This is a genomic window from Oscillatoria nigro-viridis PCC 7112 (assembly GCF_000317475.1).
Classification (GTDB): Bacteria; Cyanobacteriota; Cyanobacteriia; order Cyanobacteriales; family Microcoleaceae; genus Microcoleus; species Microcoleus nigroviridis.
Genome location: NC_019729.1, coordinates 4,801,226 through 4,815,357 on the forward strand (window position 1 = coordinate 4,801,226; position 14,132 = coordinate 4,815,357).

The window sequence follows — 14,132 nt, forward strand, 5'->3', positions numbered from 1 at the left end:
CTCCTGAAACTATAAATGCGGTCTACCTTTCATATTAATTGAAATTACCTCAAAATTTTAAAAAGATTTCTTTTGTTCTTCAATTAACCAGTAAGTCAGCATTCTTCCTTTACCTTTAATCGGGATATGACCCCGTTCTTCCAAAACAAACTGCTCTTTCAAACGCTCGTAAGTCGCCGCCGTCACTTGAATTTTACCAGGCAATCCGTTCGACTCCATGCGTGAAGCAACATTAACAGTATCCCCCCACAAATCATAGCTAAATTTACTAATCCCAATAATTCCAGCCACCACCGAACCGCTGTGAATTCCGAGCCTCAATTGAAAATTTTCTCCCATTTTGGCATTAAACCTCCTCAAAGCTGCCTGCATCTCCAAAGCTAAAAGTGCGATCGCCTCCGAGTGATCCTCCCGCGGCGTCGGCAAACCCCCAACCACCATGTAAGCATCCCCAATCGTCTTAATCTTTTCCAACCCGTGCAATTCAGACAACCTATCGAACTCCGAGAAAATCCCGTTCAAAATTTCTACCAACTGCGTCGGACTTTTGTGAGCCGAAAACTCTGTAAAACCAACCAAATCAGCAAACAAGACGCTCACCTCATCAAAATGATCCGCTATCAACTTTTGCTCTTTTTGCAAGCGATCCGCAATAGGTTTCGGTAAAATATTCAGCAGCAATTTCTCTGTTTGCCCTTGCTGCACTTTCAGCGCTGCTTCAGCTTGTTTTCGCTGAATCAACGAACCGAGCTGCGTAGCAACGGCGCTCACTAATTCCAACAAGCGCGGCTGACATTTCAGAACTTTTTCGCGATAAAAAATCAAAATAGCTAACACTTGGTTGTCCGCCAAAATTGGCACCCCAAAAGCCGCTTTCAATCCCACACTCCGCGCAATTTCCGCTCGTGAAAAAACTTGTTCCGGTGCAGTAGAAACATCCTCGATCCATTCAGACTGCTGCGACTGCCCAATCCTACCTGGGAGTCCCACACCGGGAGCAAAAATTAACTGCCAACTTGTTTGTCGGAATTGGGCAAAACTCAAGTCACTGACGTACCTGCCTGTAGCGCATTTTAAAAAGCCATCACTGCAAGGAATCCAAGCTTCGCCCAGATTCCATTCAATAGTTTTGCAAATTAAACCTAAAATCACATCTATAGCCGACTCAAAATCCTCAGATTTGCTAATAGCTTGAGTGGCCTGCAGCAGCAATCTTGTTTCCATTTCCACCTGGTGGCGTTCAGCAATTTCTTGGTGCAACTGGATATTTTGAGCGGTCAATTTTTGATTTTTTTCTTGCAATTGCATTTGCAATAAACGCACAGTAAGTTGATTGCTCACTCGCGCCAACACTTCTTTCACTTGAAAAGGTTTGGTGATATAATCCGCTCCACCAACTTCAAAAGCTTTGGCTTTATTTATTCCTTCTTCTAGCGCGCTGAGAAAAATGATGGGAATTTCCTTAAATTGCGATTGTGCTTTTAATTTTTTACATAGTTCGTAGCCGTCAATATCCGGCATCATAATATCGAGTAAAATCAAATCTGGTGCGCTAGATTGAATAGCATCTAACGCCGAAAAACCATTAGTAACAGGTCGAACTTTATAGCCATTTTTTTGCAAAATTCTAATCAACAAACGCAGATTATCTGGCGTATCGTCAACTACTAAAATATCTGCTTGATAGTTTTCAGTTTGTTCCGCCTTCATCTGCATTATCTGATTCCTCCGCCTCGGCAATTAAATTGAGAATTTTCTGGTAATCAAAATTATCCAGATGACCCTGGAGGATTTCCGCCAATTCAGGATGAGGATCCCTTATTTCGTCGATTGTCCTGACAATTAAGTCAAAATCAGCACTGCGGATTACCTGCTTCATGTTGTCTATCCATTCTGCGGGAAGTGTAGGTAAATAAGCAAGCGCAGCATTAGGGAGCGAGCTAGATAAATTATTTCGATCGCCTATTGAGATAAAGTCCGTTGAGTTAGAGTAGAGATACTTCACCCCCAAATGTTTGTTGATGGTATCAAATATATCTGTTTTGCGGAAAGGTTTGCTAATAAAATCGTCGCAGCCGACCAATAAAGCAAACGCTTGTCTCCCTTCAATTGTACTAGCTGTCAAAGCAATAATCTTCGGAATCGGGGATTCGGGCTCGTCCAGATTCATTTCCTCTTTTTCTTGCTGCTCTTGCTCTCTCTGCTTTATTCTGGCCTTAATTTGTTTAGTAGCTTCGTAGCCGTCCATCACCGGCATTCGCACATCCATCAAAATTAAGTGCGGATGCCAATTTTCCCATAATTCTATGGCTTCCTGGCCGTTGGTGGCTTGTTCCACCCCGAAACCTAAAGGAGAAAGCATTTTGACTAAAAGTTGGCGGTTGTCTTCGCGATCGTCCACAATTAAAATCCGATAGCACGGTTGATTGGGTTCCAACCCACTAACTTCGCGGTTAAGTTGCGGATCTGGAATATCGGCAGCATAAACCGCACCGACAGGAATTTCAAATTTAAAAGTGGTGCCGAGTTCCAGTTGACTTTCTACGACAATTTCTCCTCCCATCAGGCGGACAAATTGACGGCTGATCTTCAATCCTAAACCCGTGCCTTTCTGAATTTTTTGACCGGAAGCTGTTTGCACAAAAGCCTTAAAAATATTGCCCAATTCTTCGGAAGCAATGCCAACTCCTGTATCTTCAATTTCAAAGAGAAGGAAAAAATCCGGCACAGTTGAATCCTCAGCCTCATCGCTGCATTCAACCTTTGCAAAATCACTGCTAGTTCTCGAAAAATCCCGAATACTTCTTGTGGTATCGAAGCAAGCTTTAGGACTATCCAATAAATCCAGAAATCCCGATTTTTCTAACTTTATAACTCTTAAGATGATTTCGCCTGTTTGGGTAAACTTAATCGCATTACTCAGAAGATTAATCAGCACTTGCCGCAGTTTAATATCATCGGTTCGCACGTACTGAGGAACGTCAGCATCGCGCTGGAAATGCAACTGCAATTCTTCATTATGTACCCGCAGTTGAAACATATCTTGCAAATCGTCAAGCAAGCGGTAGAGGTCGAAGTTTTTCGGGTTGAGTGTCATCCGCCCCGCTTCGATTTTTGACAAATCTAAGACTTCATTGATCAAGGTCAGCAAGTGTTCGCCACTACGGCGAATAATTCTCATATTTTCTCGGTTTTCGACAGTAAGATCCGGGCTGGGTTCCATGATTTGTGCAAAGCCGAGTATAGAATTGAGAGGGGTGCGTAACTCGTGGCTCATATTGGCAATAAACGTGCTTTTAGCTTTGTTTGCTGCTTCAGCAGCTAATGCGGCTTGTTGCAGTTGTTCTGTGCGTTCGTCAATTTGGGCTTCTAAGGTGTGGTGGTAATCTGCTAGTATTTTTTCGGCTTGTTTGCGATCGCTAATATCTTGAAAAGCTGCGATCGCATAAACAATATTTCCGCTAGCGTCAAAAATCGGCGTGGTATTGATCTCGATCGCAATTCTTTTGCCATCTTGACGGATTTCTACATCGTCAACCTTGACAGATTCTCCTTTCAGTGCGCGCAAAATTGGCAGATTATCCGGCGGGTACAGCTCATCAGTATTGGCAACATAAAGTTGATAAGTAGCAGCTAATTGTTCCGCAGTGCTTTCCGGGATAGTGTCTGCACCCAGCAAATCCCGCGCAGCCTGGTTGAAATAGGCGATCGAGCCGTCGGGATGATAAACAGATACCCCCACTGGCAAAGCTTCTAAAAATTGGCTCAGGCGGCTTTCACTCGCAGACAGCGCCTCATTTACTAGCTTTAACTCCTCGTTTACTTCTTGGCGCTTATGAATTTCATCTGTTAACTTTTGATCTTGCAAATAACTGTGAACAGCTTCTACTACCGTTAATTTTAAGTCTTCATTTTGCCAAGGTTTAGGAATATAACGGTACAATTTAGCATACTTAATAGCATTACTCAGGGCTTCCAAATCTGCTTGCCCCGTTAGCATAATCGTAAGCGTCTCCGGCGAGCTTTCGTGAATTTTTCTGAGCAGTTCATCCCCTTTAATATCCGGCATGATATAATCGGAAAGCACCAAAGCAATCTCGTATTCATCTGCCTGCAAATCTGCCAGCAACTCTAAAGCATCAGCCCCCCCTTCAGCGGTTTCAATTATACACCGATCGCCGATCGCCTTTTTCAGTTCAATCTTTAAACTATTCAAAACATCAGGTTCATCATCAATACAAACAATCACAGGTTTTTTCATAACTTAGCCAGCCCAGATTTTATAGTCTCTATTAAGTCTTTGCTTTGCCAGGGTTTGTACAAACAACAGTATAAATCTGCTTCTTCTACTGCCCGCTGAACAGCCGCTGCATCCGCTTGTCCAGTCAACATCACTTTAATAATTGTAGGATACTTTTGGTGAACTTTAATTAAAAGTTCGTCACCTTTAATTCCCGGCATCAGCCAATCAGAAACAACCACAATCACCTGAGCTTTTTCTTGAAAGTCCTCCAGTAAATCTAAAGCTTCATCACCACTTTCAGCTAATTCATAAAAGTAATCATTTTTAAATTCCTTCTTTAGCTGCATCTTGAGAGTATTCAAGATATCGGGTTCATCATCAACGCAAAGAATTATAGGCTTATTCATCTTTTCCTCTCTGCTTAAATTTTAGTAGGTTTACTGACATGACTGGCTTTTGCATTATTGATTTCGGGCAAGGATGCAGGATATCTGTCCCCTATCTTATTTTAATAGGACTTCCGAAGATCAACAGATCGACCCGGTTTATTGTAATAAATCTTGTATTTGTCAGCGAGACAGCAACGAGTGTCACCGGGAATCAGCCCCCGGCAGGTAAGTTTTGTTTAATAAATTGGTAGCGAGACTGTAAAAGTTGTCTGCCCCGGTACAGAATCTACAGCAATTGTACCTTCGTGTTTTTCCACAATTTTTCTGACAATATCCAATCCCAAACCGCTACCTTCGCCCGCAGATTTAGTCGTAAAAAAGGGCTGAAAAATTTTGGGAATAACTTCTGAGGGAATACCTTTACCGTTATCAGTAAACTTGAGAAAAATATTTGCCTCTTGCTGCCGAGTTTCAATCGTCAAAATACCTTTATAATCCATTGCTTGCAGGGCATTATGAACGAGATTCGTCCAAACTTGATTTAAGTCATCGGGATAGCACATAATTTCGGGTAAATCTCCATAATTTTTCACTACTTCTATACCGTGTTTCAGTTGATTTTGATAAAGGGTTAACACCGTTTCAATGCCATCGTGCAAGTTCGCCTGGACTTTTTCTGGTTTGCTATCAAAATGAGCGTAGGTTTTTAAGGCAAATACTACTTTCCCAGACTTCGCTGTTGCTCTTTGGATCAGGCTAATACTTTTTTTAAAGCTCGCAAACTGGTAAGCACTATTTAAAACTACTTCCCAATCCGGCGATTTGAAAAGCGGCAAGAACTCTTCTATTTTATCGTAGATTTCCATGTCAACTAAAGTATCCGCAATTTCCTCGGAATTTTCAACAGATTCTGCCATCAAATCTCCCGTCAACTGCTGCTTGAATTTGCGTTTTTCTCTGCTAGTGAATAAAACTTTTTGATGGGTTGCTCTGTACAGTAAAGCTAAAAAATAAGCTTTGCTTTCGTCAGAAAGTTCTTGATAAATTTGAGGAAATTTCTCTAAAAAATCGTCTGAAAAATTAGCTATATTATTAATAGAAGAACCTATAATGCCCAGGGGAGTATTGATTTCGTGGGCAATGCCGGCAATCAGTTGTCCCAGGGCTGCCATTTTTTCCGATTGAATCAAATGCTCTTGGGTGGCTTGCAGTTGGTGGATCGCCGTTGCTAAATCTTGATTTTTTTCTTGCAAAGTTTGTTGCAGTGAACAAATTTTTAAATGAGTTTCTATCCGTGCTAAAACTTCTTCAACCTGAAACGGTTTAGTAATAAAATCAACTCCGCCAACTGCAAAAGCTTTAACTTTATCCAGCACGTCATTGATTGCACTAATAAAAATAACAGGAATGTCTTTTGTAATTTCAGAAGCTTTGAGTTGCTGGCAAACTTGATAGCCGTCCATTTCCGGCATCATAATATCCAGCAGCACTAGATCCGGGGGTATTTTTTGAGCAGCAGACAATGCTAGCTTGCCGTTGGGAACCGGGCGAACTTGATAGCCTTTTTCGCTCAAAATTCCGGCCAGCAACCGCAGGTTTTCTGGCGTATCGTCCACTACTAAAATATTAGCTCGATTGGTTTTAGGTAAAGTTGAAGTCATCGGGTATTTACTGTTTCTCGCTGAGATCGATTATGTTCAAAATTCTGTCATATTCAAAATTATTAATGCAATCTTGAAGCTTGCCCGCAAGAGAGGGATTGACAGTGCCGATTTGTGCGATCGAACTGGCGATCGCCTCCATGTCCACACTCAAAATACTTTGCTTAAATTCGGCTATCCAGTCGGGAGAAACAGAGGCGAAAGCCTCCGGTGTCAGCACCTCCTGACTTGAATCCTCTACACCTGCGGCACTTACTGCGGTTGGATATTCATAAATATAGCGTACTCCTAAATGCTTTCCCATTGCCACAAAGATATCCTCCTCGCGGAACGGTTTCCGCATAAAATCATCGCAACCCGCCGAAAGAATCACCGCCCGTTCTTCCTCCAAAACGCTAGCCGTTAGGGCCACAATCGCCGTTGCTTGCCCGCCAGTTGTAGTTTTAATCTGTTTCGTTGCCTCGTAGCCGTCCATGACGGGCATTCTCATGTCCATCCAAATCAGATGCGGTTCCCACTCCATAAAAATATCAACCGCTTCTTTACCGTTATTCGCTTCTCTCAACTCAAATCCGAGTGGACTGAGAAGTTTTACTAACAGTTGGCGGTTCAAAGGTTTGTCGTCCACAATTAGCAAGCGATAACTCGGCTGATTCGGTTCGAGGGCAACAACTCGACGTTGAGTTTTTTTGCTTTCAATATCAGTAGCTTCAACCAGATTAACTTGGATGTCAAACTGAAATACTGCACCCTTGCCGATCTCGCTGCTAACCGTAATTTCACCTCCCATTAATTGCACGAACTGGCGGCTAATAGCTAAACCTAAACCAGTTCCTTCTTGAGAATCTTTACCTGTTTTCGTCTGCACGAATGCTTCAAACAACTGATGGATTTCCTCAGCAGCAATGCCTGTACCAGTATCTTGAACTTCAAAATGCAGCCAGTAGCGGCCGGGCAATTGGTCAGTGCTGTTTTTATTATGTATATTCCGCCTTCCTCCTTTGACTTGCATCGACACTCCCCCTTCAGAAGTAAATTTAATTGCATTATTGAGCAAATTAATTAAGACTTGCCGCAATTTAACTTCATCCGTACAAATGTAATGGGGAACTTCTGCGTCTCTATCGAAGATTAATTGCAAACCTTTTTGCTCAGCTTTGAGAGCAAACATATCTTCTAAATCGTCGATGAGTTGGTACAAATCGAAGTTTTTTTCATTAATCGTCGTGCGTCCGGCTTCGATTTTTGACAAGTCTAAAACTTGGTTAATTAAAGCCAGTAAATGTTCGCCACTCCGCAGGATAATTGCAACATCTTCTTGATTTTCAGGAGACAGAGTTTTACTGCGGATCATGACTTGAGCAAAGCCGATGATCGCGTTCAGGGGCGATCGCAATTCGTGGCTCATATTCGCTAGAAAGGTACTCTTCGCTTTGTTTGCTGCTTCGGCCGCTTCTTTCGCCTGCTGCATTTTGATTTCCGCTTGTTTGTTATCAGTAATGTCTTTAATAAAACCTTCGTAGTAAAGTAGATTTCCTGCTTCATCGCAGACAGCGCGACAATTTTCAGAAATCCAGATTATGCTGCCATCTTTGCGGTAAATTTCCGATTCAAAGTTTGATAGTATCCCGTACTCGTTCATCAGCGCTGCAAATTCGTCGCGGCGGTTGGGTTTCACGTAAAGCTGGTTATTGAAATTCGGCTGTGCTGCTATTAAATCTGCAGGCGAGTCGTAACCGTAGATGTTAGCTAAAGCGGGGTTAGCGCTGATGTATTTCCCGTCAATAGCAGTTTGAAAAATTCCATTCAAAGCATTTTCATAAATGTTGCGGTACTTTTCTTCTGCTTCCCGCAGGGCAGTTTCTGCTTTTTGCCGCTCGGTAATATCGCTAGAAATCGACAAAAAACAAGCTTCTCCCTCAATATCGATGGTTTCTATAGACAGCAGTGCCGTTCTTTCTGTACCATTTTTATTGCGAAACCTCAGCTCATAATTGTGAATTGCCGTCTTATTTTTTAACATTTGAATCATGCGATCGCGCTCTCCCAAACTCGCCCAAAAATTGAGCTGCACCGCTGTTTTTCCAATAATTTCTTCGTGACTGTACCCCATCATCCGACAAAAGCTCTCATTGGCTTCTATGTGGCGACCATCGCTAATTCTAGTCAGGGTAATCGCATTAGGACTTAAACGAAAAGCTTTAGAAAACTTTTCTTTTGCCTTGGCAAGATCGGCGGTACGTTCTGCAACTTGCACTGCTAAATTGTCGTTGTATTCCTTTAATACCTTTTCCGCTTGTTTGCGTTCTGTAATATCTTGAAAAGCGCACATCGCGTAGATAATATTTCCTTGAGCGTCATAAATAGGAGTTCCCCAAACTTGCAGGGGGATAGTTTTGTCAGTCGCAGAGATTTCAATGTCATCAACAGTTACACTTTTACCCTGCAAAGCATTTAAAATTGGGTCGCGTTCCGCCGGGTAAATTTCCTGAGTGCCAGCTAAATAAACTCGGTAGGCTTGACGTAAAGTTTCGGAATCTGCTGGTACAATTCCTTGAGATAAAAGTTGCTCTCCGGTAGGATTAATGTAGTGAGGTTGACCGTTCGGTTCTGCAATAAAAATCCCTAGCGGTACTGCATTAAAAAATTGTTTTACTCGGCTTTCGCTTTCCGACAGAGAATTAAATGAATGCTGCAATTGCTCGGCCATGCTGTTAAAAGCAGTGGCAAGTTCTCCGAGTTCATCTTCGCGATTCAGAGTGAGCTTTGTATCCCATTCATTCCGCGCCAAAGCTTTCGCCGCCGCATTCAATCTTAAAATCGGCTGAACTACCCATTTAGCAGTAAGAATGCCCAGAATTGTCGCCCCCATCAATGCTGCAAGCGACAGTAAAAAAGTCGTGCGGGTGTTGAGGTTAATTTGCTCCATAAAGTCAGACTCTGGCACAACTACTACAATCAGCCAATCCAACCCTCGATCGTCTTTAAAAGGAGCTACCTGAATAAAATTTCGCTTGCCATCAACATCAAAAGTAAGTTGTTGAGAATTAGTGATTTTAGCTAAGCTATCGTAGGATTTATCTAAATGCTGTGCAGTTTGGCGAATTACCGGATTCTCGCTTTCTGAAGCTTTAATGCGCCTTATTTCTTTACCTTCCACCACGAATTCTGGACTCGCCGTTGAAGTAGCAATTAACATCCCCGATCGCTCCATGACAAAAGTTTGTCCTGATTTGCCAATTTTCAGGCTAACGAGAAATTCTTTGATGCGGGAAAACAGCAAATCGCTGCCAGCTACTCCTAACAATTTGCCAGCGTCGTCGTAGATAGGCAAAGCAGCAGTAATTGCCAGTTCTCTAGTCAAAAAATCTGTATAAATTGGAGTCCAAATAGGTTTTTTTTTCGCAGCGGCAGCGATGTACCAAGGGCGAGTTCGCGGGTCGTAAATATTGGGTGAAATTTGCACTAATTGAACGCGGTTTCCCTGAGAGTCCGCAGTATATCGAGCTAATTTATTGCCAGTAGAGCTGTCAGCAGCCGATATCAAAGTCCCATCTTTAGTGCGGATTGCTCCCGAATGTTCTCCATTTTCTTTGCCTGTGTAAATGATGCTGATAGAATCAAAATATTGAATTTGCTCGAGGAAATGATGTTCGAGTTTTTGCTTGTCTTCTAGGTTCAACTGTCCCAATTTGATCGCTTGAAGGTTCAGGTGATTGACAATGTGGGGAATTGACATATAATGTTCCATGCGGTCTTTGATGCGATCGCTAATTTCTCCCCGCAACTGAGCGGCAACATCGTTGACTGCCCGCTGACCGTTTTGGAAAGATAGCCAACCTACAACTCCTACCGTGCCGACAATTTGCACTAAAAAAGGAACCACGAGCACCGTTTGTAATGGAACTTTGCCGATAATTTTTGTAGCCAAACGATTGAGGGGTTTAGGAAACATATTCATCCTAAAAGTAATTTAAATGGGCAGTTGAAATTAGGAGATGTTAAAATCTTGGAGCGAGAGACGAGCGAGGAATATAAAATCCGGTTAATCACTCATCGTCAAATTGTTTGAACTGGACCTTTAAGAGTTTTGAGGACTTCCGTCCTCACTAAGTAGGTGCAAACTTATATCTTGCACTATTCTCAATTAGCCTTTTAGGAACAGGCTTTTCGGCCTGTGAAGCGAGAAAAATTATCTTTTGTGGAACGGGCAAGATGCCGTTCGCAAGATGCCTGTGAAGCGAGAAAAATTATCTTTTGTGGAACGGGCCGGAGAGCCCGTTCTTGAGAATGGTGCAAGATGTGAGTGCAAATAAACATTACATGGTTCGGGCGGGTGAGAGGACTCATCTACTCGCTTCGATCGCGGATCTTAACTAAACCCTCCCTGATAAGATACTATGGTTGTTTTGCGATGACCTACTTACAAACTTACAGTTCGCGATCGCACTCCGACCGAAGACAGCGGGTTTCGGCTTCGCTCGAGCACCGGGTTTTTTACGCTCATCTGCGGGCTCGAACGAAGTATTGCTGTGAAAAAACCAAGGTGAGGATTACCCCTGGCATCGCGAACTAACTTAATCGGGGCTTACGCACTCAAGGGCGTTAAATCAAGGGTTTGAGATTGCTTCCCTAGGTTCGCCACGACAGAAAATCTTAGTACGTGCGTAAGTTTTTTTAATGAGAGTACGATCGCCCAAATGTTAGCACGATCGCACTATCCACAGCAGCACACACCCCAAAAACCTGCATTTACCTGCGATTCAACTCCATCCTTTCGCCGTAACGTAAAAGCATATCCAAACTCTCCAAACGATTTTGCCAAGTTTGCACCTGATAGCTATTTTCGGCAGAATGCAAGCGCATCGAAGATTGAAATTGAGATTGAAAACTCCCCAACAATCTTTTAGCAGTTGCTAAACTTTCCGTAGAAGGATTTGCCGCCAACTTGCTCAAAGCTTGCGCCAATTCATCCGATCGACTTTGCAAAACTTTCAGTTCAGATTCCGACACCCGCAACTGATTGTTAGCCAACAAAAAACTCCATTCCTGCTTGAGAGCAGTATACCGCGAAGCCGCCGCCGCAAACGGCTGTCGGTAAGGAATCGGCTCCGCAGCAGAAGTGGAACGCACCGGCGGGGCTTGAGTGCGGTTAAAAAACCCCTGCATCCCGCTGCTGATACTTTCCACCGCAAAAATAGCATAGCCCCCAGTCGGCAAATCGCGCAAAGCTTGAATTTGGTCGATCGCCACAACTTCCGGGAGAGTCAACAACTTAACCGAGGGAGAAATCAAAGCCGAACCGATCGTTTGTTCCTTTACCAACGGTTCGGTGATGCGCTGAAGTCGGTTCGTATCCAAAGCATAAGTCATCGGCACAATCAAATCTACAATGCCTTGACGAGCCCAAACTTCCCAATTTTGCTGAATTTTGTAAATCCGCTGACTTTCCGGGTGCGGAAACACCGCCACCGACAGAATTGTGCGCGGATAATTCTGCCGCAAAAGCTGAGAAACTTCAGCTACAAAAGTATTAATTTGATTGGTTTTAAACTCAACCCACTGCCGCCACAAACTGCCCGATCTCGGCGAAATATTCACCGGATCTGCACCAGTCAACTGCTTAAATTGCTGCCTCCCCGCAATACCGTAACCGTAAGTAAAATTCGCATTGTCATCTTGAAAAGGATAGCGAATATAGTCTAATTGCACTCCATCAACTTTGTAGTTATTGGCAATTTCGCTGACAATCCGCAGCAAATAATTCCGCGCTTCCGGGTTCGCCGGATCGAGATAAAACTTACCGTCGTTAGGATTTTGCGTGCGCCCTTTATTGTCAATATTTGCCCAATCAGGATGGGCGGAAAGCACCGGCCCTGGATAAGAACTAGGCTTGCCAATTAAAGTATTGTGGCGCTTATTTCCTGTGGCAAAAACCCAAACCCAAGCGTGCAGTTCTATGCCTCGCTCGTGAGCTAATTTAACCGCAGATGCCAGCGGGTCCCAGCCAACAGTCAGGGGATTTTGTTGCGGTGCAACTTGACTGGGATAAATCGTATATCCGGCATTCAAAGTTTCAAAGAAAACGGTGTTGATACCGGCGGCGGCGAGCCGATCGAACACTGCAGCCAAACCTTGTTCGGATCGCGCTGCGACGATCGTCCCGCGATCGAGCCAAACCGCCCGAATTTCCGCCCCAACCCGCTGTCCTTCCTTCGGGTAATTTTCCCACAGCAACTGCCGCGCTTCCACCCACTGCGATCTCGCCTCCGCGTAGTTTTGCTGTTGCAGGAGTTGGTCGAAAGTTTGCAAAACCTGCCGCGCTTGGGCGATCGCCCGTACCCTAATCGCTTGTAGAACAGGGGGGCGGCTGGTTGCCGGGCCGCCTCCGCCCTGTTCTGCCGCCACCAGTTGAGGGGAGGTAGCAGCATTGAGATTGATGGCGGTATTGGCTGAATTAGATGCTGTCAGGGCGCTTTCAAACCGGCCGAGGAGGTTGGTGAGTTCTTGGCGCATCAAGTACGCTTCAATGCTGACGATCGGCTTATTGGAATTTGCCTGCACGTCCAAACCCGCCGGCGCCGATTGATCGGAAGGGTCTGTAAAAGTTGCAGGTACTGGATCGGGCAGCGCACCCGAGGGAGAAAGTCGGCTCAGCGGGGTAGTACGCGGCAAACTAGGGCTGTTTATAGTGACTCTTGAGGGGGGAGTTGGCAGTGGGGTCGCGGCATTAGTGGGAGGCGCGGAGGGCCCAGAAGCGATTGTGCCTCCCCAGCGGGCGATCGAGGCTTGCAGCCAAGCCTTATCTACATTTCCCGAACCGTCGCTACCCCAGCGCCAGCCGAGATAGGTAGCGCGATCGGTGGCGATGGCGGCGGAGGAACCGGAACTATCTTTCCAAGTAGCAATAGTTTGACTGTTCGCATCAGCCGGAATCAAGACACCGCCTTGGACTGAGGCATTTTTTTGTTCTGCTGGCACCCAACTGCTAGAAGTAGTGCAAGCCAGATCCCGACAGCGGCTGCGCGGTTGCGGGGTCGCCGGTTGGGTTAACGGAAAAGCCCAATAGGCCCCGAGGAGCGATCGCAAAGATTGGCGCACCAAGGCCGGGGAACTGCGGCCGACGGGACCCGAAGCAATCAAGCGGCCGCCCTGGGAAGCCCAAGCTTCTAAAACTTTAATTTGTGCCGGACTCAAAGTTTCAATGTTGGGCAAAAACAGCACGTTAACGCCTGCTAAATCCGCCGTATTTTTGATTTGTTCGAGATTGATCGGTTTGTAAGCAATGCCGCTTTCCCAGAGGCGCGTGGTAATCTTTACCCAGTCGGGAGAATTCTCGGAACTGCGAACAACGCCCAGAACTACTTCTGCGAAACTCGGAGAGGGAAATAGGATGAAGAGATTGAGTAATGTACTCGCTAGAGTTCCAATTAAGACTCTTTGCAAGAAAGTGAAAAAGCGAATTTTTTGAACCTGGGAGCAGGCATCAGGCAGTTGATCGGGCTTTTTGATTTGTTGCATGATAAATATGAGAATTACCCAGCGCACCGCTCAAGAAAAATTCAATAACAATTAAGAGCGATCGATCGATTTTAGATTTTAGATTTTAGATTTTAGATTGGGGATTTTAGATTTAAATCATGGTCTATTCCTCATGACTGTTGACTGTTTGACTGTTTGGGCATTTGAACAATACCGAGGCCACCGGAAACGATTTTAGATTAAAACCTGGGTGCATTTGCGTTGAAAAACCAAAAATACAATTTAGATGCCGGACAGCCAACAGTCAACAGCCAACAGTCAACAGCCAACAGTCAACTGTCAACAGCCAACTGTCAA

The 14,132-nt window shown here is 44.4% G+C and carries 6 protein-coding genes; all 6 read right to left on the reverse strand.

Annotated features, from left to right (window positions below):
• Window positions 1-57: 57 nt before the first annotated feature.
• The 6 genes from OSC7112_RS20165 to OSC7112_RS20190 all read right to left on the reverse strand — a co-directional run bounded on the left by OSC7112_RS20165 (window position 58) and on the right by OSC7112_RS20190 (window position 13,814).
• Window positions 58-1,716: an adenylate/guanylate cyclase domain-containing protein gene (locus OSC7112_RS20165; protein WP_015177638.1), complete on the reverse strand. Its 1,659-nt coding sequence runs from the start codon at window positions 1,714-1,716 to the stop codon at window positions 58-60.
• A complete protein-coding gene (locus OSC7112_RS20170; protein WP_015177639.1) occupies window positions 1,691-4,261 on the reverse strand; it encodes a response regulator in 2,571 nt (856 codons plus the stop codon). Before OSC7112_RS20170 ends, OSC7112_RS20165 begins: the two co-directional genes overlap by 26 nt.
• Window positions 4,258-4,650 carry a response regulator gene (locus OSC7112_RS20175; RefSeq protein ID WP_015177640.1) on the reverse strand — a complete coding sequence of 131 codons (393 nt, stop codon included), beginning with the start codon at window positions 4,648-4,650 and terminating at the stop codon, window positions 4,258-4,260. The genes OSC7112_RS20170 and OSC7112_RS20175 overlap by 4 nt, the downstream gene beginning before the upstream one ends.
• A gap of 218 nt (window positions 4,651-4,868) precedes the next feature.
• Complete coding sequence (locus OSC7112_RS20180) at window positions 4,869-6,293, reverse strand: hybrid sensor histidine kinase/response regulator (RefSeq protein ID WP_015177641.1); 1,425 nt, start codon at window positions 6,291-6,293, stop codon at window positions 4,869-4,871.
• A gap of 7 nt (window positions 6,294-6,300) precedes the next feature.
• Window positions 6,301-10,248: a PAS domain S-box protein gene (locus tag OSC7112_RS20185; RefSeq protein ID WP_015177642.1), complete on the reverse strand. Its 3,948-nt coding sequence runs from the start codon at window positions 10,246-10,248 to the stop codon at window positions 6,301-6,303.
• 797 nt (window positions 10,249-11,045) lie between these two features.
• The gene (locus OSC7112_RS20190) at window positions 11,046-13,814 is read right to left on the reverse strand and encodes a family 10 glycosylhydrolase (RefSeq protein ID WP_015177643.1); all 2,769 of its coding nucleotides are present in this window, start codon (window positions 13,812-13,814) and stop codon (window positions 11,046-11,048) included.
• Window positions 13,815-14,132: the final 318 nt, after the last annotated feature.

Coding starts and splice junctions, on each gene's coding strand:
- OSC7112_RS20165 (WP_015177638.1), bottom strand. CDS start 1,716: ATGCAGATGAAGGCGGAACAAACTGAAAACTATCAAGCAGATATTTTA.
- OSC7112_RS20170 (WP_015177639.1), bottom strand. CDS start 4,261: ATGAAAAAACCTGTGATTGTTTGTATTGATGATGAACCTGATGTTTTG.
- OSC7112_RS20175 (WP_015177640.1), bottom strand. CDS start 4,650: ATGAATAAGCCTATAATTCTTTGCGTTGATGATGAACCCGATATCTTG.
- OSC7112_RS20180 (WP_015177641.1), bottom strand. CDS start 6,293: ATGACTTCAACTTTACCTAAAACCAATCGAGCTAATATTTTAGTAGTG.
- OSC7112_RS20185 (WP_015177642.1), bottom strand. CDS start 10,248: ATGTTTCCTAAACCCCTCAATCGTTTGGCTACAAAAATTATCGGCAAA.
- OSC7112_RS20190 (WP_015177643.1), bottom strand. CDS start 13,814: ATGCAACAAATCAAAAAGCCCGATCAACTGCCTGATGCCTGCTCCCAG.